Source organism: Blastocatellia bacterium, assembly GCA_035275065.1.
Lineage (GTDB): Bacteria > Acidobacteriota > Blastocatellia > UBA7656 > UBA7656 > DATENM01.
Genome location: DATENM010000044.1, coordinates 109,314 through 130,984, shown reverse-complemented (window position 1 = coordinate 130,984; position 21,671 = coordinate 109,314). Strand labels below are relative to the sequence as shown.

18 protein-coding genes are annotated in these 21,671 nt (G+C 61.9%); 7 read left to right on the top strand and 11 right to left on the bottom strand.

Annotated elements, in window-relative coordinates; genetic code table 11:
- The first annotated feature begins 89 nt into the window (after positions 1-89).
- From VJ464_10010 to VJ464_10000, 3 genes are all read left to right on the top strand, one after another.
- The gene (locus VJ464_10010) at positions 90-2,474 is read left to right on the top strand and encodes a hypothetical protein (GenBank protein ID HKQ05457.1); all 2,385 of its coding nucleotides are present in this window, start codon (positions 90-92) and stop codon (positions 2,472-2,474) included.
- Between the two features lie 93 nt (positions 2,475-2,567).
- On the top strand, positions 2,568-2,915 hold the full coding sequence (locus tag VJ464_10005; protein ID HKQ05456.1) for a tetratricopeptide repeat protein: 348 nt from the start codon (positions 2,568-2,570) through the stop codon (positions 2,913-2,915).
- 80 nt (positions 2,916-2,995) lie between these two features.
- The gene (locus VJ464_10000) at positions 2,996-3,349 is read left to right on the top strand and encodes a hypothetical protein (protein HKQ05455.1); all 354 of its coding nucleotides are present in this window, start codon (positions 2,996-2,998) and stop codon (positions 3,347-3,349) included.
- A 454-nt stretch (positions 3,350-3,803) separates the two neighbouring features.
- Here VJ464_10000 and VJ464_09995 read toward each other — a convergent pair whose 3' ends face one another.
- From VJ464_09995 to ftcD, 8 genes are all read right to left on the bottom strand, one after another.
- Complete coding sequence (locus VJ464_09995; protein ID HKQ05454.1) at positions 3,804-4,907, bottom strand: MlaD family protein; 1,104 nt, start codon at positions 4,905-4,907, stop codon at positions 3,804-3,806.
- A 56-nt stretch (positions 4,908-4,963) separates the two neighbouring features.
- Positions 4,964-5,779, bottom strand: a complete 816-nt coding sequence (locus VJ464_09990) for an ATP-binding cassette domain-containing protein (protein HKQ05453.1) — start codon at positions 5,777-5,779, stop codon at positions 4,964-4,966.
- A gap of 12 nt (positions 5,780-5,791) precedes the next feature.
- Positions 5,792-6,547: an ABC transporter permease gene (locus VJ464_09985; protein ID HKQ05452.1), complete on the bottom strand. Its 756-nt coding sequence runs from the start codon at positions 6,545-6,547 to the stop codon at positions 5,792-5,794.
- A 248-nt stretch (positions 6,548-6,795) separates the two neighbouring features.
- Positions 6,796-7,308 carry an HNH endonuclease gene (locus VJ464_09980; GenBank protein HKQ05451.1) on the bottom strand — a complete coding sequence of 171 codons (513 nt, stop codon included), beginning with the start codon at positions 7,306-7,308 and terminating at the stop codon, positions 6,796-6,798.
- Positions 7,309-7,441: 133 nt separating this feature from the next.
- Positions 7,442-8,878 carry an amidohydrolase gene (locus VJ464_09975; GenBank protein ID HKQ05450.1) on the bottom strand — a complete coding sequence of 479 codons (1,437 nt, stop codon included), beginning with the start codon at positions 8,876-8,878 and terminating at the stop codon, positions 7,442-7,444.
- 121 nt (positions 8,879-8,999) lie between these two features.
- Positions 9,000-9,329, bottom strand: coding sequence for a DUF971 domain-containing protein (locus VJ464_09970; GenBank protein ID HKQ05449.1), 330 nt, complete (start codon positions 9,327-9,329; stop codon positions 9,000-9,002).
- 115 nt (positions 9,330-9,444) lie between these two features.
- Positions 9,445-10,224 carry an enoyl-CoA hydratase-related protein gene (locus VJ464_09965; GenBank protein ID HKQ05448.1) on the bottom strand — a complete coding sequence of 260 codons (780 nt, stop codon included), beginning with the start codon at positions 10,222-10,224 and terminating at the stop codon, positions 9,445-9,447.
- Positions 10,225-10,330: 106 nt separating this feature from the next.
- Positions 10,331-12,019 (bottom strand): glutamate formimidoyltransferase, encoded by a 1,689-nt coding sequence (ftcD, locus tag VJ464_09960; protein ID HKQ05447.1) that lies wholly within the window; start codon positions 12,017-12,019, stop codon positions 10,331-10,333.
- A 238-nt stretch (positions 12,020-12,257) separates the two neighbouring features.
- Here ftcD and VJ464_09955 point away from each other — a divergent pair, with 238 nt between their 5' ends.
- The 4 genes from VJ464_09955 (at position 12,258) to VJ464_09940 (ending at position 18,711) form a co-directional block, all read left to right on the top strand.
- A complete protein-coding gene (locus VJ464_09955; protein HKQ05446.1) occupies positions 12,258-13,052 on the top strand; it encodes a tyrosine-protein phosphatase in 795 nt (264 codons plus the stop codon).
- Positions 13,053-13,293: 241 nt separating this feature from the next.
- Complete coding sequence (locus VJ464_09950; protein HKQ05445.1) at positions 13,294-14,496, top strand: ATPase; 1,203 nt, start codon at positions 13,294-13,296, stop codon at positions 14,494-14,496.
- Between the two features lie 96 nt (positions 14,497-14,592).
- Positions 14,593-16,221 carry an FAD-dependent oxidoreductase gene (locus VJ464_09945; protein ID HKQ05444.1) on the top strand — a complete coding sequence of 543 codons (1,629 nt, stop codon included), beginning with the start codon at positions 14,593-14,595 and terminating at the stop codon, positions 16,219-16,221.
- 42 nt (positions 16,222-16,263) lie between these two features.
- Entirely contained in the window at positions 16,264-18,711 is a 2,448-nt protein-coding gene (locus VJ464_09940; GenBank protein HKQ05443.1) for a beta-propeller fold lactonase family protein, read from the top strand.
- Between the two features lie 156 nt (positions 18,712-18,867).
- Here the strand turns inward: VJ464_09940 and VJ464_09935 are convergent, their stop codons facing one another.
- From VJ464_09935 to VJ464_09925, 3 genes are all read right to left on the bottom strand, one after another.
- Positions 18,868-19,947 (bottom strand): hypothetical protein, encoded by a 1,080-nt coding sequence (locus tag VJ464_09935; protein ID HKQ05442.1) that lies wholly within the window; start codon positions 19,945-19,947, stop codon positions 18,868-18,870.
- An 84-nt stretch (positions 19,948-20,031) separates the two neighbouring features.
- A complete protein-coding gene (locus VJ464_09930; GenBank protein ID HKQ05441.1) occupies positions 20,032-20,838 on the bottom strand; it encodes a hypothetical protein in 807 nt (268 codons plus the stop codon).
- On the bottom strand, positions 20,835-21,449 hold the full coding sequence (locus tag VJ464_09925) for an RNA polymerase sigma factor (protein ID HKQ05440.1): 615 nt from the start codon (positions 21,447-21,449) through the stop codon (positions 20,835-20,837). The genes VJ464_09930 and VJ464_09925 overlap by 4 nt, the downstream gene beginning before the upstream one ends.
- Positions 21,450-21,671: the final 222 nt, after the last annotated feature.

The following is a 21,671-nucleotide window of genomic DNA, read 5'->3' as shown; positions in this document are numbered from 1 at the left end:
TGGACTGAGGATAAGACTCCACTCGGAATCTATAATCATTTTAGACAGGTCCACTCAGGGTTATTGTTTTAGGTTAGGTGAAAGTTCTTATGCGGATTAAAACACGTCATCTCTATATTCAACTGACCATCGTGATCTTAGTAGTGTCTGTATGTACGGTGAGTTCAAGGAAGCCCTCTGCGGCTCAGATTACACCGCGAGAGATCGTTTCTAGCTCTTCCGACTCCGACGTGTCTATATTGGGGCCTTCGAACGGCAGTCACCTTGGTGGTGCGGGCAGCATTAGTAACCTGACAGATTCAAACCATGCGCAGTGTCTGGCTATTGGTGACTTGAATGGCGATGGGATTAATGATCTGGCTATTGGCACACCGGATGCGATGCTCACTGTTGGCGGCATACAAAGAAGTGCGGCAGGCGCAGTGTACATTATCCTTGGCCGACGAGACATGCCTGCCGTCATTGATACTGCGGCAGGGCAGGCTGGAGGGGTTGATGTAACGATCTTCGGTGCCTCCGATGGGGACCACCTCGGTTTTTCACTCGCTATCGGAGATGTGAATGGCGACGGTATAGCCGATCTCATCATTGGCGCGCCTGGCGCAGATGCGCCAACTCGAAGTGATTCTGGTGCAGTCTATGTTGTCCTCGGCGGGCGCTCCTTAGGCAACAATGCCACTGTAGATTTTTCTCAGGGGCAGCTCGCAGACCTCACCATCTACGGGGCTGGCGAGCGCTTTGGTGCTGCCGTAGCGGCGGGCGGTGCCCGTAGCCAAGCAACGAACATCCCATCTGACCTGCTGATCGGTGCGCCAGGAAGCAGCTTGGATAGTTCTGGTTCAGCTTACCTGATTTACGGTAGATCCTCATTTGGTAGCCAGACGCGAGTGCTGGATTTATCGACGGGCGGCGCGGACTTCACCCTGCGCGGTGACCTCCGCCAGCACCTCGGCGTCTCCGTGGCCATCGGCGACTTCAATGGCGATCACCTCGGCGACCTCTTCGCCGGCGCTCCTGCCGCGAGTCGCCCCGACCGTGTTGACCAAACCGTCTCCATAGCTCCTGCCAGTCTGACCGGCGCGGTCTTCGGGGTGCTCGGGCCGTTCCCCCAAGGCGGCGTGCTCGACACCGCCAACCCGGCTGCACTCCTCTCCTTTTACGGCGGTGGCACCGGCCACCAATTTGGCATGGCGATTTCGGTCGCCGACCTTTCCGGTGATGGCGTTGCCGACCTGGTGGTCGGCGCACCCGAGGTCGGCGGCGTGTTCCTAGACCCAACGGACGGCAGCCCCTACACCCTGAATGGTCATGCTGGCGCGGCTTATGTCTTTGCTGGCAGGCCAGGGCTTTCGCCACGACGCTTCGATGCCGCCGCCAACGACTACCTGACCGTCTACATCGGCCTCGGCTTTTCCTGGGTCGGGTTTTCTGTCGGCGCGGGCAACTACAACGCGCCCGGCAATGCCGACACCATTCCCGACCTGCTGATCGGGCGGCCGGGTGGCGTTCGCGACACGCGGAGCAACGACGGCGGCGTCGGCGGCGTCAACGTCGTCTTTGGCGGGCACACCCTGGGGAGCGTGCGGATTCGGCCGCGCTCGCCGTTGAATCCGCCTGCGCAGCCCGACGAGGTATGGATCGGTAATCCGCCGTTTGGGCTGAACACGGACTTCGGCTTCGCGGTTGCGGCTGGCGATTTGAACGGCGATACCTCAGGCGACCTGATAACCAGCGCGCCGTTCGCCGCGGCTGCCGGCAGGCAACAGGCCGGCGTCGTCGAAGTCCGCTTCGGCACAGTCAAACCAGCGGGTTCTGGCGGCGGCGATCCTGGCGGTTCGCCGGTGACGGTCCGCGTGCTGTCACCGTTCGGTGGCGATCACTACCTGGCTGGCCAGCAGGTGGGCATCTCCTGGGACGCCACCGGCAGGGATAAGGTGCGCAGCTTTGACATCCTGCTCTCCACCGACGCGGGTGCGACATTCTCCACCTCGGTAGCTACTGGGCTGTCCGCCGACCAGTCATCCTTCGTGTGGACTGTCCCCAACCTGTGCGCCGGCAGTGCCCGGTTACAGGTGGTCGCCAACACCAGCGCCAGCGAGAAGGTGGTTTCGGCGCCAAACGGCAGCTTTAGCATTGAGCAGCGCGGGCCAAGTGTGGACCTCACTAAATCGTCCATCAGCGCCGACTCGCTGGTGCTTTCGGCGGCGTCTGGAGAGGCATTCACCGGCGACATCACGGTAGAGATTTCTACGGACGCGCAAGGCACCTCCTACGCTGCCTTCTCGCGGCCCCCGAAACTGAAGTCGGGTGGGCGGAAACTGAAGACGCGGGGCACACTCGGCGGCTTGGACCTCGATCAGTTCTTCCCCGACGGAGCAACTCGTTTTCTCAAACTATCGGCAGCCCCCTGCGCAACGACAATCCTCAAGATCCGACGAACTGGGGATTCGCTCGTATCCGTGGCTGCTGATTGATCCGCAGTGATTTAAGAAAGCCTTATTGCCAGACAGGATAAGGCCGTATAGATACAGCGGCAAGCCACTAGAACGGAGGGTAGAGATCACAACGTGCAGAACCAGATAGAAGAAGCCAAACGCCTCAAGGAGCAGGGCCAGCTTGATGAGGCGATTGCTACGCTGAAGCGAGTGATTGATCTCGACCTGGATAATGCAGAAGCTTACCTGGAATTAGGGCTGGCCTACTTCGAGCAGCAGGATTACCGGCAGGCGCTCAAGGTGTTGAGAGTGGCGGCGGGGCTATGGCCGAGCAGTGGCCTCATCCACTATCACCTGGGGCTGGCCTATCACGCCCTCGGCGATCAAGCCGGGGTCAGCAGCATTCACGGCGCGCTGATCATCATCGATCCCGACATGGCCCGGCGGCTCGCCGACGACACTGCTCAAAATGAGCCATAATGCCGGACGATCTCAGGAATTGACTATCGCCAAGTCGCAGCCAAACAGGGCACTCATTGGCGTCACAGTGGGACAGGTGCATGGATGACTTGTTACAAACAGCCAGAGAGCTGAAAGATGCCTCCCTGCTGAATGCCGCCATGGTGTTGTTGAGGCACGTGATCGAGACCGACTTGGATAACGCGCAGGCCTACCTGGAGCTGGGGCTGATCTCCTTCGAGCAGGCCGACTACTGGCAGGCGATAAAGGCGCTGCGGGTGGCATGCGCCTTGAGGCCGGATGAGGGCGTGACGTACTACCACCTGGCGAGGGCTTATCAGGCGGTCGGTGATGAGGGATCGATGCGCACCGTACGTTTTCAATTAGCCCTGGTGGCGCCGGAGTTGTATGCGAAGCTCGACAGACAGAAGCCTCCTCCTGTTAGCGGCGGCTGAGTGGGCTGGTGGGTGCGTCCGACGGCGCTCTTCGCGCAACTCAATAGCAAGAGCGGGTAAACACCGAGTGCGGGCGCGCCTAACAATAACGTACACCGGAGTGCGGCAAGCAGGCTCCTTCCCCTTCTTCCATTGCAACATGCCGCGCCCACATCTGGAGACGGTCTACCAATCAGTTGGCGATGCGGCACTGCTCTACAACAGACCCGTCGGAAGTTGTACCTCATCACTCCAACCGGGTGAAGAAGCTAGGGGAGGGGCGTCCTGCCGCTACTGGCTTCTGAGCGGCCCAGTTGAAGTTTGTGCATGCCCCTCACTCCGCACTCCCAGCTAGTCAGCTTGCCAGCGCTTTCGGGCAGGCTGACCACTTTCCCAGTCGGGAACTTTATTGTCCAGTCGGCATGTTTATTGTCCAGTCGGCATGTTTATTGTTCCGGATCAAATGAAACCCGCTCTAGAACAGGCTGACCTTGATGCTCAGGTATTTCTTGGGATTCTGGCGGAAGTCGTAGAGCATCTTCACCAGCTCGGCTGAAGTCTGGTTGAGGTTGTTATAGAGCTTGTCGTCGTGCAAGAGCTTGCCCGCCGCGCCTTCGCCTTTCTCCAGGCCGCTGCTGATGTTCTTCAACGAGGCGACGGTCGCCGACAGGTCGTTGTGCAATGTTTCGTCCTTGAGCAGCTTGCCGATAGTGCCGCGCCCGGCGTCGATGTCGGCGGTGATGCGGTCAAGCTTTTCCGCCGTCGTGTTGAGCTTGGCGATCATGTCGTTGGCCTGACGATAGAGCTGCTCGTCGGTCACCAGCTTACCGAGTGTGCCTTTGCCTGCGCGCACGTCTGCGACCATGCCCTGCACGCTGGTCGTAACGCCGCGCACGTCATCGTAGAGCTTCGGATCGTTCAGCAGCTTGGCAATCGTGCCCTGGCCTTTGCTCAGGCGGTTGACGACATCCTGAAACTCAACGACGGTGCGGTTCAGGTTAACGTAGAGCGCGTCATCGTGGAGCAGCTTACCGACCGTGCCCTGCCCTTTGTTGATGCTGTCCATTAATTCCTGTAGCTGTTTGCCGACGGTGTTGAACTGCGTCAGGATGTCGTTAGCGCCCTGAAAGACGGCGGTGAGGCCCGCCTGATCGGCGCTTGGGATTTCGCCGCCGGGCGGAATCGGCGCGTGGTCGCGCGTGCCGGGCGTGATATCGAGCACGCGGTCGCCAAGAAAGCCCTGTTGCGCTAAAACCACCTTGGAGTCGTCGCGGACGCGGTCTTTCACCTGGTCGGCGTCCAGGCTCATGGTGACGATGATCGGCTTGTCATTCGGCGTCAACGGCACCGAGCCGAAGTCAACGTTTTCGACCTTGCCAATCAGCTTACCTGCCAGCCGCACTTCGTCGCCGGCCTTCAAGCCCTCGGCGGTGCTAAAGCGCGTCGTGTAGGTGAGCCGCCGCTTGAAGAGTGAAATGTCGCCGGTGACGCTGAGGATGAAGATGATCAGAATGACAATCGCGCCGATGGCTAGCAAGCCGACGCGTAGCTCGGAAATCGTAGTCTTCTTTCTCGCCATAACAACTCCGTCGGGTGTCGGGGAGAGCGCCGCGTTTTCCGGCCCCGGCCCCGAATTCAAAATTCGCGGAAGAAATCGCGCACGTAGGGGTGATCGCTCAACGACAGCTCTTCGTCGGTGCCGCTGAAGATGATCTTGCCCTCCTTGAGCATGATGAATTTGGTGTTGACCAGGCAAAAGCGATTGTCTTCGCCTTTGAACTCGACCTCGCCATCCTCATTGATGGTCGCATAGCTCGACGACAGCAACTTGATGTCTTCAAGCCGATGGGTGACGAAGATCGAGCTGACGCCTTCAAGGTCGCGCAGCTTCATCGCCAGTTCTAAGATCGTGCGCGCCGTGATCGGATCAAGCCCGGCAGTCGGCTCGTCGAACAGGATCAGCTTGGGATTGCCGACCAGCGCGCGGGCGATGCCGACGCGACGGCGCATGCCGCCCGACAATTCCGACGGCATCATGTCAAAGGTGTGCTCCAGGTTGACGAAACGCAACATGCGGCGCACGGCTTCGTCAATCTCCGGCTCGGGCATGCCCTGCTCGAACAGGCGATAGCCGACGTTTTCATAGACCGTCAGCGAATCAAAGAGCGCGCCGTCCTGAAAGACCATGCCGATCTTCTGGCGCACCTGCGACATGTCGTGCTCGCTGAAAGTGACCGTGTCATCGCCGTCAACCAGGATGCGCCCTTCCTGCGGCTTGATCAATCCGAGCACCAGTTTCAGGATCGTCGATTTGCCGGTGCCCGAGCCGCCCATGACAATCTTGGTCTCGCCGGGGTTGACGACGAAGCTGACGTCGTCAAGGATGACGCGCTCGTCGTAAGCCATGGTGACGTTCTGGAATTCAATCGCGCTGTTACTGCGTTCCATCATGAGTTGTGCGAATCAGGCGAACACCTGCAAGAATTTTTGGATGAAGAAGTCCGCCGCCAGAATCAGGATATCAGACAAAACGACGGCCTGCGTCGTCGAGCGCCCGACGCCGACCGTGCCGCCGTGCGTCCGCAGCCCGGCGCGGCAACTGACGATGGCGATGATGACGCCGAAGACCATCGGCTTGACCAGCCCGCCGACGATGTCGTTATAGGTGAGCGCGTTTTTGGCCGACGAGATATAGACGGTGCTGGAGATATGCATCAGCGATGTCGCCACCAGGTAGCCACCGAACGCGCCGACAATGTCGGCCACCAGCGTCAGCGCCGGCGTCATCAAGAGCAGCGCCAGCAGCCGCGGCCAGACGAGCTTCTTGATCGGATCGGTGCCGAGCGCGCGCATCGCGTCGACCTGCTCGCTAACGACCATTGAGCCCAGCTCGGCGGCAATCGCCGAGCCGACGCGCCCGGCGGTCATCAGCGAGGCGAGCACCGGCGCCATCTCGCGCACCAGCGAAGTCATCACCAGTTGGCCGGTGACCCCCGTAGCGCCAAAGGTCTTCAAGGTCGGGGCCGTGTTGAGTGCCAGGATGCCGCCGGTGAAGCCGCCCGTCAGGGTGATGATCATCAGCGAGCCGACGCCAACGGCGTCCATCTGCGTGATGATTTCGCGAAAGTAATATGGCTTGCTGAAGGCGCGGCTAAAGGCGCGTCCGGTCATCAAGGTGGCTTGCTGCACTTCGTAGACGGCCTGTAGTAGTGGATTCATCACTCAGTCAATCAACGGCGCAGTGGGTTTCCTCGCTCACAGTCGTTTGGCACACGCCTCTCAGGCCGACCTACTTTGCGCTGAGTGCAAGCATGATGAAGGTTTCGCCAACAACCGTCAAGACGATTGCGGATTGCGGATTGCGGATTGCGGAATTGGGAACCTGGAATTTTCTTCCGCGCTCGAATGTGCCAATTATCAAAGAAAACTCTGGAACGAGTTCAAAAATCCGCAATCCGCAATCCGCATTAATAAAACAGGTACTTGCGCCAGGACTCGTCGGCGCGGCCCAGGTAGCGAATGATCTGCCGGTTGACGTGCAGGTTGTAAGCTTGCGGGCGCTTGAGCAGGCGCAAGCCGGCGTCTTCGGGGCGGTGATTGCCCTTGCGGTTGTTGCAGGCGCGGCAGCAGGCGACGAGGTTGTCCCAGCTCGAATCGCCACCGCGCGAGCGCGGCACAACGTGGTCGAGCGTCAGCTCGGTCGGCGGCAGCACCTTGCCGCAATACTGACAGGTGTTGTGGTCGCGCAGGAGAATGTTTTTGCGCGACAGGCTCTTGCGCTCGAAGGGAATGTGGATGTACTCGACCAGGCGGATGACCGACGGCGTTGGCATCGAAAATCGCGACGAGTGCAGCCAGTGATGCGACGAGCATTCTTCGGCGTGCGCGACGCCTTTCAAAATGAGCACGACGGCGCGGCGCACCGTGCAGACGTTAATCGGCTCGAACGAAGCGTTGAGTACCAGAACGCGCGTGTTCATCTTGAAATCGAACTATAGCCCGAGCCGCGCAATTTACGCAATACCAACCAGTAAACCGTGATAGCGATAGGTGACCGGTGACAAGAGTGGCCAGGGCTTGGCACTTTTCTCATCACTTGTCAGGTGGCACGACTTATTGTTGCGGCACCGGCGGCGGGCCGTCGGGGATGTAGGGTTTGTAGACCTGGCCTTTGGTCTTCTCTTTGAACTCGGCTTGAATCTTTGACACGACCTCCGGGCTTTCGAACAGGTCGACCATCGTCGTCGCCAGCGCCTTGGCCGCCTGCGTCAATCCCTTGTGGCCGATGCTCATGCCGCCGCAGGCGACCACAGGCCACGCATGCCACGGCGCGCCTTCCGGGGCGGTCGTCACCGACAGGTGCAGCACCGGCACGATCCAGCTGACATCGGCCACGTCAGTTGATCCGCCGGACGGGTCGGGCTTGGGGTCTTCCCAGGGCTGTATGTCGCCATTCAAGCCTTTCGCTTCGACGCCGGTGACGCGCTGAATCTGGCGGGCGAACTCCTGCTCTTCGGCGGTGTACTTGATCGGCCCCAACCACTCGAAGTTCGCTTGAATCAGCTTCTCGCCCGTCAGGTTGACGAGCATCTCGTAATCGCCGCCTTCGACCGTCAGCCGGGATTCGACCTCGGCCATCAGCGCCGCGCCCTCGGCGATCTTTCTGACACGCGCCAGCAACTCTTCGGTGCCTTTGCGCTTCGAGTCGCGCAGCCAGACCAGCACCTTGCTGTATTCGGGCACGACGTTCGGCACGTCGCCGCCTTTGATGACCGTGTAGTGCATGCGCACCGAAGGCCGCACGAATTCGCGCATGCGGTTCAGCCCGGTGGTGAAGAACTCCAGCCCGGCCAGCGCGCTGCGGCCATTCCAGGGATCGGCGGCGGCGTGCGCTGCTTTGCCTTTGAACTCGACCGTCAAAGTGACGACGGCCTGCGTGCTTTGCGTGTCGGCATGCGTGTGATCGTCGGGGTGCCAGGCGAGACAGACATCCAGGTCGTTGAACAGACCCTCGCGCGCCATGTAGACTTTGCCGCCGATGGCTTCTTCGGCGGGCGTGCCGTAGAAACGTATCGTGCCCTTCAGACGGCCCGCGGCAATCAGCTCTTTGATGGCGTTGGCCGCGCCGAGGCTCGCGGCGCCGAAGAGGTTGTGGCCACAGCCATGACCGGCGGCGCCGGCTTCGAGCGCCTCTTTGACCGGCTGCGCCTTCTGCGAGATGCCCGGCAGCGCGTCGAATTCGCCGAGGATGCCGATGATGGGCCGTCCCTGCCCGTAGCTGGCGATGAAAGCCGTTGGCATCCCGGCGACGCCGCGCTTGACCTCGAAGCCCTGCTGCTCGGCGTAATCGGCGAGCGTCTTCGACGAGCGCGTTTCGCGCAAGGGGGTCTCGGCGTAGCCCCATATCTTGTCGCTTAAAGCGGTCAGCTCGGCGCGATGCTTTTCGATGGACGCGACGACATCCTGTTTCTTCTTCACGTCGCTGGCGAGGCCGGCCACCGGCCATAACAGCATTCCCATAAGCAAGAGGGCAATGAGTCGCAGGTTCATGGATTTCCTTTCGCTCAAGATAAAGTCGGCGGCGGAGCCTGTGCCGGCCCGCCCTTGCTGATTACGCTTGCCAAGAAAAGACGGTTTGCACTCACCGCTATAGCCACGGCTATAGCCCTTGTTATTCGTCAGCCTGACGAGCGCGGCACGGCTCGCATTGGCAGATGGCGCGCAGCCGTTCCCAGGTGTAGATGCCGTCGTCGTGCTGGTCGCTGAACTTAAAGCGCACGCCGTAACGCCCGACATGCTGCGCATCAATGACGGTGAGGTCTTCGGCAATCGTCGCCGGGTCTATCTGCCGCGCGCCGGTCAACTCGTTGACGCACATGGCGCAGGTGCATTCGGCGCGCAGGTGCTTGATCGGGTAGACGCTCGTATGGCCATCGTCCCAGCGCACGGTCAATTGCCGCGCCCCGGTCTTCGTGATCTCAAGCGGTAATGGAATCGGCATAAGTAGAGAGTGACAAGTGATGAGTGACAAGTGACAAGAAAGAAACATCTGGGGTGAGCCGTGGCCTCATCTCTTGTCACCTCTTGTCACTCGTCACTTGTCACTTGTCACCTTCCTATTTGTGTTTCCAGCGCGGCGGGCGCTTGGCCATGAAGGCGTCGATGCCCTCGACCGCGTCTTTGAGCTGCATCAATGAATTGAGATAGATGTCTTCGGTGCGCTTGAGCGCTTCGTCAAAGCCGGCCCACGCGCCGGCCAGCAACGCCCGCCGTGTCATGGCCAGCACCGCGGCGCTCGACTGCCGCAAGGTGTTCAGCACCTCTTCAGCTTTTGCCTCAAGGTCGCTATCGGCGACAACATAACTGACCAGACCGAGCGCATGCGCCTGTTCGGCGGTCAACAGCTCGCCGGTCAGCAGCATCTCGCGCGCCTTCTTGTCGCCGACGACGCGCGGCAGCACAACCGCCGCCAGCGGCGGAAAGACGCCCAGCTTGATCTCCGGCTGGCCGAAGCGCGCCGACGGCGTCGCGATGACGATGTCGGCAAAGGCCGCCAGCTCGCAGCCGCCGCCCAGCGCCGCGCCGCCGACCAGCGCCATCACCGGCTTTGCCGCCAGGTTCAAGCCGCGGAAGATGTCGTGGAAGGCTTCGAGCATCTGATAGACCGTCTCTGGCCGGTGTTCTTCAATCGAAACGCCGGCAGAAAAGGTGCGCGCGCCGGGCTGCGCCGTAAAGACGATGGCGCAGACTTCGCCCATCAAGTCGGCGCGATTTACCGCGTCGGCAATCTCTTTGGCCATCGCGATGGTGATGACGTTTAACGGCGGGCGCGCCAGCGTTATCCGCGCCACGCGGTCGGTGACGGCGAACTGAATATCTTTATAGTGAGAAGGCATAGGTTAGAGGCTAGGGACTAGGGGCCAGGGGCTAGGAGCCAGGGGCTAGAGTTGAGCGCGTGCTGCCTTTCCTCTTCTCTCGTCCCTGGTCCCCAGCCCCTAGCCCCTAACTATTCGCTTTCTCGTCCACTTCGTCGGCGAGCGTTTGGGCTTCCTGAAGCAAGCGCGCCATTTCGGCGGCGCAGCGCGCCACCATCTTTTGATCCGTAAGCGAGCTGAGATTGACCTGCACATTGTAAGACGCGCCTTTGACGGCGGCAGCCGCCATCTGCGCGCCGACCGCCGTATCTGACAGCGCGTTCGGGTTGCCGATGTCCGCAAGCTCGCGCAAGAGCCGCAACACATGCAGCGACCGCGCTGCCGTTCGCATCGGCACGTTGATCGCCAGCAGCGTCGCCGACTGAATGCGCTCGGCGCGCGTCGCCTTCTGCTCGTCGGTCTCTTTCGGCAAGCGGTAGGCCTTCAGCACCGCCTCAAAGCTGTCGGCGTCTTCGGCAATCAGCTCGCGCAACTGGGTGCTCAATTCTTCAAGCTCGATGCGGATGGCTTGCAGGCGCAGCTTGCGATCCGTGTATTTCGGCTTACCAATCGTCAGGTTGCAGACCATCTGGCCGAGCGCCGCAGCCAATACGCCGCCGTGCGCCGCGACGCTGCCGCCGCCCGGCGTCGGCGTTGCCGCAGCGACCATCTCCGGGAAAACGCCGATGGCGTTTGATAGCTTCAGCGCCGCGACCTGCAACCTGCGCGAGCCCTGCTCGACGGCGGCCCCGATCCCGGCCCCGGCAAGTCCGGCAACCACCGGCATGATCTGAACGTTTTGCGAAAGACCGGCGGCGGTCGAAAGCGGCGCCGCCTGCGGCATGTCTTCGAGCGCGGCGGCCAGCCGGTTCTCCAGTATCTGGTCGGCGCTGAAGTTTTCCAGCCGCAGGTAAAAGTCGCTGCACCCGTTGAGCGCCGCCTGCGGCACCAGGCCGACAATCTCTGAGCCGATCACCGGCACGCCATAGCGCTCGGCCTCGCGCTTGACCATCTCGAAGGCGCGAAACAGCGGCGTCCCTTCATAGTTGACCATGTTCATCGAAACCTGCGCTTGCTGCCGGTCTTTCAGCTCGAACCCCAGCGCTTTGACATAGCGCAGGCCGCCCGACAGATGGCGCACGGCGCGGGCGATGCGGTTGGCGATCTCGACGTCACTGGTGCCGAGGTTGACGTTGTAAGCGATCAGCGGCGGGCGGGCGCCGACGGCGGTGATGCCGGCGCTCGCATGCAGGCGCGCTTCGCCGTAATCGGGCTGCCGCGCTGGCTTGCTGGCGATTTCGTCGCGGATGCCTTCGAACTGGCCTTTGCGCAGGTTGGCGAGGTTCTCGCGTTCGGGCCGCGTCGCCGCCTTTTCGTAGAGATAGACCGGAATTTGTAGCTCCTGCCACATGCGTTTGCCGCACTCGCGGGCGAGCGCCACGCAATCTTCCATTGTGACGCCGCTGATGGGCACGAATGGAATGACATCGGTTGCGCCCATGCGCGGATGCTCGCCGGTGTGCCGGTTCAGATCGATCAATTCGGCGGCGCGCCGCGCCGCGGCCAGCGCGGCCTCGACCACCGCTTCAGGCGGCGCGACAAAGGTGATGACCGAGCGGTTATGATCAGCGTCCGATTCGCGGTCGAGCAGCACCGCGCCCGCTACCGACTGGATGGCCGCGACGATCTCGTCAATCACTTGCGCGTCGCGGCCTTCGCTGAAGTTCGGGATGCACTCGACGATCTTTCTCAAGGCTGTCACCTCGCTGGCTGCCATCCTAATCTATTCGCCCGCGCCTTGCAATTGGCGCACAGCGCGCGCGCGCTGTGGCACGAAGATTGAAATGATTATCATTGTTGTCGCTAGAAAGCGGTTACAAACCGGCGCTGCATAGATTCCTCACGAGCCGGCTGACTGGTTTGAATTCACCAGAACGACGCGAAAACAGTCGCGCCGAAAGCGAATCAGGAGGACTGCGATGAACAAGCGGACAAGAGAGCGAATCAGGGCGCGCATGGCAAGATTGAAGCAGATGCCGCATCTCCACCTGGAAGCGGCGGCGATTATTTCCTTGCTGGTCATTCTCGTCTTCGGCCTGCTGAAATCTTCCGGGCCGCCGGCATCCAACCCGGCAAACCATGAAGTCGCGGCGGGTGATTCGTCCGATTCATCTACGGCCAACGATGCCGCAACATCGAATGCGTGGAAGATCACCGCGCCATCGGCTTTCCCGCACATCACCATCAAGAACTTTGGGCAGATGGACGCGCACTTTTATCGTGGCGCGCAGCCCAAGCCCGAAGATTACCAGGCGCTCGCCACGCTCGGCATCAAGACGATCATCGATCTGCGCGACGACCCGACCAGTTATGAAAAATCGGACGCCGAAGCCGCGGGCATCAAATACATCAACATCCCGATGAGCGACACGCGCAAGCCGAGCAGCGAGCAGGTCGAGGCATTCATTAACATCGCCAAGGATTCGACGAGCTGGCCCTTTTATGTTCACTGCGTCGGCGGCCGCCACCGCACAGGGCTGATCGGCGCGGTCTATCGCTATAACAACTATGGCTGGGACTTCAACACGGTCTACCGCGAGATGAAGAACTACGATTACTACTCGCGCTGGGGACACGGGGCCATCAAAGACTACGTGGAGGAATACTCCCAGACCATGAAATCGGCGAAGGCGGCGGCCATCGCCGCTGCGCCGGTCACCGCTGTCGTCACGACGCCGATAGCTGTGCCGGCCAACGAGAAGACCTCGAAGCCGGTCACCGCACCACCGCCGCCCAAACCGAAGGAGTAAACAGACGCGGCGACACGGCGAGAAGAATAAAGACGCGGGGACGCGGCGAGGGAAAGACAGAGAGACTGACTGCTCGTCTTCCTTTCGCCGCGTCTCCGTGTCGCCGCGTCCCCGCGTCCTTCTTCCCGCGTCGCCGCGTCATTCTTCCCGCGTCTCTCCTTCCGACTACCGCTGCCGCGCTGTATAATCTCGCCGTCTCAAGACCGTCTTAGCGCATGATTAACTTAAAGGAGCGCGCACTGTGTCGGATCAACGCCAGATCAACATGCTCTGCATCGCCACCTACTTCAAAGGCGAAGCCTTTCTGCGCCAGGCCAAACGTGACGGCTGTCATGTGATTCTCGTCACCGTCGAAAAACTGCGTGACGCCGAGTGGCCGCGCGATGCGATTGACGAGGTTTATTACATGCCCGACCAGCACAGCAACGACGACGTGCTCAAAGGCATCAGCTACCTCGCGCGCTCACGCGAGATTCATCGCATCGTGCCGCTCGACGAATTCGACCAGGAGACCGCCGCCATGCTGCGCGAGCACCTGCGGGTGCCGGGCATGGGCGAGACCACGGCGCGCTACTTCCGCGACAAGCTCGCCATGCGCGTCAAGGCGCACAACTCCGGCCTGCTCGTGCCCGAGTTCGTTCACGTTTTGAATTACGACCGGCTGCGCGATTACATGGCGCGGGTGCCGCCGCCGTGGGTCTTGAAGCCGCGCGCCGAAGCCGCCGCCATCGGCATCAAGAAGCTGCACCACTCTGACGAGCTGTGGCCGCTGCTCGACGAGATGGGCGACCGCCAGTCTTACTACGTCCTCGAACATTTCGTGCCCGGCGACATCTACCATCTCGACTCGATTGTCTTTGACCGCGAAGTGCGATTCACCGTGGCGCACAAGTATGGCAAGCCGCCGATGGAAGTGTCGGCGGGCGGCATCTTCTCGACGCGCAAGATTCCGCACCAGAGCGCCGACGCGCAGGCGCTTGAGTTGTTGAACCGCGATGTCATCAAGGCCCTGGGGCTGGTGCGCGGCGTCACCCATGCCGAATTCATCAAGGGGCGCGATGATGGGCGTTTCTACTTTCTGGAAATCGCCGCGCGTGTCGGCGGCGCCAACATCGCCGAATGCGTCGAAGCCTCGTCGGGCCTCAACCTCTGGGCCGAGTGGGCGCGGGTCGAAGTGGCGGGCGAAGACTCGCCGTACGAGCTGCCGCCGCACCGCGACAATTTTGCCGGCGTGGTGATTTCGCTGGCGCGGCAGGAATACCCCGACCTGTCGGCTTATACGGACCCGGAGATCACTTACCGTTTGCACAAGCGTTATCACGCCGGGCTGGTCTTCGGCTCGCCCAACCCCGAGCGCGTCGAAGAGCTGCTCGACCAGTACAGCCGCCGCTTCTATGAAGATTTCTTCACCACCGGGCCGCCGCTCGACCGCGCCACCGCCTGAGCGTTGCGCCAGCCGGGAATAAGCCGCGCCGCGTGCGGCATAAAGAGAGATGAGCCAGCCTGTGAGCCGATTTGATTTGCTGGTCAGGATAATTTCATGAGCAAGCAAACGCGCAAACGCATCGTTATTCTCGGCGGCGGCTTTGCCGGCGTCTACACCGCCACGTACCTGGAAAAGGCGCTCGGTCGCCGCGACGATTACGAGATCACGCTGATCAATAAAGAGAATTACTTCGTCTTTCAGCCCATGTTGCCGGAAGTCATTTCGGGAACCATCGGGCTGCTCGACACCGTCAGCCCGATTCGCCGATTGTTGCCGCGCACCAACCTGCACGTCCGCGACATCGAAGCCATCGATCTTCAGAACAAGACGGTGACCACCAGTCCGGGCTTTCGCCCGCACCCGCACGTCATCGATTATGATTATCTGGTCTTCGCGCTCGGCAACGTGACAGACTTTCGCGGCATGCCCGGTCTGCCTGAGCATGCGCTGCCGTTCAAGAACCTGGCCGACGCGCTCTACCTGCGCAACCACGTCATCCGCGCCCTCGAAGAAGCGGCAATCGAAGATCACGACATGAGCTTGCGGCAGCAACTGCTGACTTTCGTGGTTGCCGGCGGCGGTTTTTCCGGCGTCGAAGTCGCCGCCGAGCTGAACGACTTTGTGCGCGAAGTGGCGAAGAGTTATCGCGGCCTCGACCCGCGCGAGATTCGCGTCGTGCTGGTGCATTCGCAAGACCGCATCCTGCCTGAGATGCCCGAAGACCTGGCGCGCTTCGCGCAAAAGATTTTGCAGAAGCGCGGCGTCGAGGTCTTGCTCAACGTGCGGCTTGCCGCCGCCACCGGCGAGGAAGCCATCCTCAAAGACGGCAGGCGCATCCCGACGCGCACGCTGGTTTCGACCGTGCCCAGCTCGCCGCATCCGATCATTGATGGGCTTGAACTGCCGAAAGGCAAGAACGGGCGCTTGATCTGCAACGGCCAGCTCGAAGTCGAAGGCGCGCCGGGACTCTACGCAGTCGGCGACTGCGGCCAGATTCCGACGCCCGACGGCGCGGTCAGCCCGCCGACCGCGCAGTATGCCACCCGGCAGGCGAAGGTTGCCGCTGAAAATATCCTCGCCGACATTCGCGGCGGCGCAAAGAAGACTTTCGCGTTTAATGAGCTTGGCCAGATGGGCGCGCTCGGCCACCGCTCGGCGGTGGCGCAGATTTTCGGCATCAAGATTTCGGGATTCCTCGCCTGGTGGATCTGGCGAACGATCTACCTGATGAAGCTGCCGGGCTGGGGCCGCCGCCTCAAGGTCGCTTCGTCGTGGACGCTCGACCTGCTGTTGCCGGCAGAGCTGGTGCAGTTGAAGCTCAACACTTCGATGGGCATCACGCAGGAACACTTCGAGCCGGGCGAAGAGGTCTTCCATCAAGGCGATCTTGGTGATCGAATTTACATGATCGTCAGCGGGCAGGCCGAAGTCGTGCGCGAAGACGAGGGCGCAGAACACATATTGGCGCAGCTCGGGGCGGGCGAATATTTCGGCGAGATGGCCTTGCTCAAACAGACGACGCGCGGCGCAACCGTGCGCTGTACTGCGCCGATGAATACGATTGCGCTGCCGAAGCGCGAGTTTGGATTGCTGACGGCTTACCTGCCGCAGGTGCGCGAAACGCTCGAAAACGTCATGGAGACGCGCCAGCAAGAAAATACGCAAAAATCCATGAAAGCTTGAGAATCCTTTGCCATAACGTGCGCGTTTTGATTCAATCAGCGCATGCACATCAAGACATTGCTCGCTCGCCTTACCCCTTGTTGTATTGCGATCACTCTAACCTTTGCGACATTGAATAACACGCTGCCGGCTTCGCGCGCCGCCGATGACACCGATGCGTCGCCGCGGCTGCCTACGGGAGCGCGGCTCGACCCTGAAGGGCGCTCGTTCGATGTCGGCAATATGCCGCTCGGGATGCTGCTCGCGCCCGAAGGCGAATACTTGATCCTGTCGCTCAATGGCTGGCGCGAACAGGGCGTGCAGGTGGTCGAGCGCGCCACGGGGCGCGTCGTGCAAACGCTCGCGCAGCCGGCGGCCTTTCTCGGCCTCGTCTTTTCGCCGGATGGTAAGACGCTGTATGCGTCGGGCGGCAACGAAGACGCCGTCTATCGTTATAGCTGGCGCGATGGCCGCGCCACGCTCATTGATCACATCGCGCTGGCCGAGAAAGCGCCGAAGAAGGATGGCACGCGCTTTCCCGCGGGGCTGGCCATGTCGCGCGATGGCCGTTATCTCTATGTCGCCGAAAATCTCGCTGACACGCTCGCCGTCATCGATACGGCGAGCAAGCGCATCATACAGCGATTGAAGACCGACCGTTACCCATACAACGTCGCGGTTGCCGCCGATGCCAAAGTCTATGTTTCGGCCTGGGGCGGCGACAGCGTCGCGGTCTTCAGCGCGGCGGACGGCGGGCTTACAGACGCCGGCAAGATCGTCGTCGGACGCCACCCGTCGGCGCTGGTGTTGAACACACAGGGCACAAGACTCTTCGTCGCTTCGGCGAGCAACGACCGGGTGATTGTAGTTGACACGACAAAACGCCGGGTCATCAAAGAGCTGTTGGATTCGCCGCCCGCCGGGCCGCGCGAGGGCAGCACGCCCGACGCGCTGGCGCTGGCGCCCAGCGGCGGGCAGTTGTTTGTCGCCGAAGCCGATAACAACGCCGTTGCGGTCTTCGACCTCAGCAGCGCCAGCGCGGGGCAGCCGACCAAGCGCGCACAGGATCGCCTCGCCGGGCGCATCCCTGTCGGCTGGTATCCGACGGCGCTGGTTGCTTCGCCCAACGCGCTCTGGGTGCTGAACGGCAAAGGGCGCGGGACGATGGCCAACCCTGACCGGCGCAAGCCCGGCACGAACGCCGAAGGCCCGAAGACCAGTTATGTGCTCGGCCAGCTCAACGGCACGATCACCGAGCTGCCATTGCCCGTAGCCGGCGCCAAGTTGAATCGGCTGACGGCGCACGTCGCCGAATTGAATAACTGGGGCCGGCGGCCAGCCGCCCCGCGCTACCCGCCGTTCAAGCATGTGATTTATGTCATCAAAGAGAACCGCACCTATGACCAGATATTCGGCGACCTGAAGGCCGGCGATGGCGACCCGGCGCTGTTGTTCTTCCCGCAAAGAGTGACCCCGAATCACCGGGCGCTGGCCGAGCGCTTCGGACTCTTCGACCGCTTCTTCGTCACCGCCGAAGTCAGCTCGCAGGGCCACCAGTGGTCTACGTCCGCCTACTCGACCGACTACACAGAGAAGATAACGCCGTCGTCTTATTCGAGCCGGCGCGGCGAGCCTGACGACGTTGGCGAGGTAGACGAGCCGGTCAGCGGCTATCTCTGGGACGCGGCGTTGCGCAAAGGCATCACGCTGCGCAACTATGGCGAGTTCGCCTTGCCGGTCGAAGCGCCCAAAGGCAAGCCTAAGGCGGCGCCGCGCTATCGCGCCGTGAAGACGGCGCTGGCCCCGCACACCAACCCCGATTATCCGTCGTTTGATATGTCGATTACGGATCAGACGCGCGTCGCGGTCTGGCTCAAGGAGTTTCAGGAGTTCGCCGCCAAAGGGACGCTGCCGGCGCTGGAGATTGTTCACCTGCCGTGCGATCACACCGGCGGCGCGCGCCCGTGGTGGCGCACGCCCGCGGCTTACGTCGCCGACAATGATTTCGCGCTTGGGCGCATGGTCGAGGCGGTGTCGAAATCGGCTTTCTGGAAAGACACGGTCTTCTTCGTTCTCGAAGACGATGCGCAGGACGGCCCGGACCATGTCGATTCGCACCGCTCTGTGCTGATGGTCCTCTCGCCTTACAACCACGCCGGAACGCTGCACCGCTTCGTCAACACCACCGACGTGATTGCGACGATGGAAGAGATACTGGGGCTAGCGCCGCTCTCGCAGTTTGATTACTACGGGCGACCGTTGCGCGAGATTTTCGCGGCGGAGCCTGACCTGCGAGCTTATGACGCCTTGAAGCCGGCGCAGCCGCTCGACGAGCTGAACCCGCCGCGCGGCCATAACGCGCAGGATTCGCTGCGGCTCGACTTCAGCAAAGAAGACCGCGCCGACATGGCGCTGTTCAACCGCGTCCTCTGGCGGGCGATCAAAGGCGACGACGTGGCTTATCCAAGCCCGCGGCAGATGGCGGCGCTCGAATATCTGCGCGGGCGATAAATGTGGGTTTGGTAAAAATCGGACTGGCGCAAATTCCCCAACCGGCGCGGCGTCAGCCGATTAAAGAAAAAACAGCGCGGAGCCTCACACGTGTGAGGCTCCGCGCCGTCTAGCGCAAGGATGAATGGTCGCGCTGCCGGCGCAAGGCCGCAGGCGTTAGTTCTCCTGCTTGTCGGCAGGCTTGCCCGAGCGCTGCTTTTCGCGCTCGATCATCATCTTCATCTTCGGCGCGACGCTCTCTTTGACCGTGTAATCCGACGGCACTTCAAAGAGCGAGTGCGCCGGCTCTGCGCGGTTGATGTTGATCAGCCGATAAATCGTTTCGCCCATGCGCGGGTCGCTTTGGCGGGTCATCACCGTCACCTTGAGATCGGGCGAGTACCAGCTCTCGGAAACAATCTGGATGGGCTGCTCGTTGCCGATCTCGCCTGCCGGGATGGTGATGGTCGCGCGCCGGCCCTCGGCTTCGACGCCTTCGATCATCTGTTTGCCCAGTTGCTCGATCTTCGGCTCGCGGACTTTGGTGTTGAACGTGTTGACCTCGCCGACGATGTTATCGGTCAGGAGGTCGCCGCTGGCGGCGCGGACTTCGATGTGCCGCTTCATCGCCCCTTCGGCCATCTGCCCGGGGACCAGCACCGGCGCGGTTTGAACCGTCACCACGTCTTTGCCATCGCCGGTCTTGTTGAACATGAAGGTCATCTTGCGCGCCGTCTTCGAGCGCGGGTCGAGCATGTAGTGAGTGCTGGTAACCGGATCACTGATGCTGATGACCTGCGACGGCTCGCCCATCGCGGTGGCGTACGGAGCGACATCGCCGATGCTCTGATCACGGCGCGTGCGGCCTTCGCTGTCGCGGTAAACGCTGGCTGTCGTCCGGTGGACGATGCGGTTGCCATCGGCGAGCGTCTGGATCGACTCGGTCACCGCCTGTGCCGAATACGGCGCGCCCTTGGTGGCATGATCGGTGCTCAGCATCTCTGAAGAGACGAAAAGCGAGGTGTCGGGATCGCCGAACCAGACGCGCCCGCCGGGGCCGCCGTCCTGCCTGTCAAATCTGAACTGGCTGCCGCTCTGTATGAGCACGTCGCGTCCCGGCTTGCCGGCCGTGCCCGCTTTTTCCGCCTGCTTTTCCGATTGTTTGTCCGACTGTTTGTCCTGGGCCGAAACAACCGCGCCGGTCGCCACCAGGGCCAGCAGCAGCGATACTATCATCCATCGTCTATAAGATTTCATACGTTCCTCCGAAGTTTGATTTTAGGTTTCTCGTTCCGGGTTCCTGATCTCTGGCCAGGGCCTGCCAGCAATCACCAACTCGGTTCATCGCACGAAGCGAATAGCGCGCGCGACGCCATCGTTGCCGACCAGCACGTCGGCTTTGACACGCTCGTCGGCGCGCTCGACATTCATCGGCAAGCCGAACGACAGCAGCGCCGACCTTGGCAGCTCGACGCGCACCAGTTGCAGATTGTCGGTAGCCAAACTGCGCGTCCCCGACAGCGGAATGAATGACGTGGCAATCTCACTCGCCTGCTCATCGCCGCTCGCCGCCTCTGCCTGAACGGCCGCCGGGGTTGCCGGGCCGACAACACCGGCTGGCTTCTGAGCTACTGCTTGCGGCGTCGCTCTATGCGCAGGCCGCTTGTGATGCGGCGTCGCAACGGCCTGTTCCGGCGGCGCCGATGGTTGAATGACCTGCTGCGGCACGGCAGGCGCAACCGGTGACGGCGTCGTTTCTTGTGGCGTCGCCGTTTGCCGCTCGGCGATGGGCCGCGGCTTGTCGCGTTCGACAAAGCGCACGGCGGCGAACGCCGCCAGGCCGATGAGGATTGCCGCCGCCGCTGCCCATGCCAGCCTGCGGCGCGCAGGTTTCGCGGCGGGCGCAAGCTGGTTTGCAGCGCGAAATGCGGCGAGCAGTTGCGCTTCAGCGCGTGCAGGCATCTGCTCACGGTCGAAGGTCGCGGCCATTGCGCGCAACCCTGCCGTCAATCGCTGCTCGTCTTCGAGACGCGCGGCACAGCGCCGGCAGTCGGCGGCGTGCGCCAGGGCGCGGTCGCGCGCGCCGGCATCCATCGCCTGGACGCGCGCCAGATCGGTCACTTTCGTTTCAAAGTCGTTGCAATTCATGCAAAACACCCCGTCGGGTTGACGGCTCGTGAAGCCGTCTCGTCATGTGCGCCGCGCAGCTTGTCAATCAACATCAGCCGCCCCCGGTGCAGCCGCGAGCGCACCGTGCCGATGGCGCAACCGATCACTTCCGCCGCTTCCGCGTAGCTCATCTCATGCAGGTCGCATAGCACAATGGCTTCGCGGTAATGCGCCGGCAGCGCCAGCACAGCGGCGCGCACCCGCTCGATCATCTCGCCGCGCGTCAGCTCGCTGAGCGGGTCGCCTTCGGCCGTCAAGGCCATGTTGAACTGGCTGTCGTCGTCGGTTTCGCCCATCTGAATGAAAGAGCGCTCGCGTGCCAGGCGGCGCAGCACATGGTGGCGCGCAATGCCGAACAGAAACCCCAGCAGCCGCCCGCGCTCCGGGTCGAAGCGCTGGCCGTCGCGCACCAGCGTCAGAAAGGCTTCCTGGGTCACATCTTCGGCGACCGACGGCGAGCCGCACATTTGCAAAGCAAAGCGGTAAACGCTCGGCTGCCGACGGCGGTAGAGCGCCGTGAACGCCGCTTCGCCGCCGGCCAGCGCCAGCCGCAGCAAGTCTTCGTCGTTGAGCGCGTCGAGGTTCATCATCGCAACGGCCAGCCGACGGCTGACATTGAGGATTCGCTTGAGCGGCCAGAAAAGTTCCAGAACTTGCGGCGGCTGCCAGACCACCCGCCGAATAAATAAGACCGCCGCTTGCCATCATACGGCAAGCGGCGGTCCGCATCACCACCGTTCAAGCAATCTTTTCTTACTGCCTGGTTTCGGTCGAGGTCGCGGAAGGCGGGGCAAAATAGAAGCGGCGGGCAA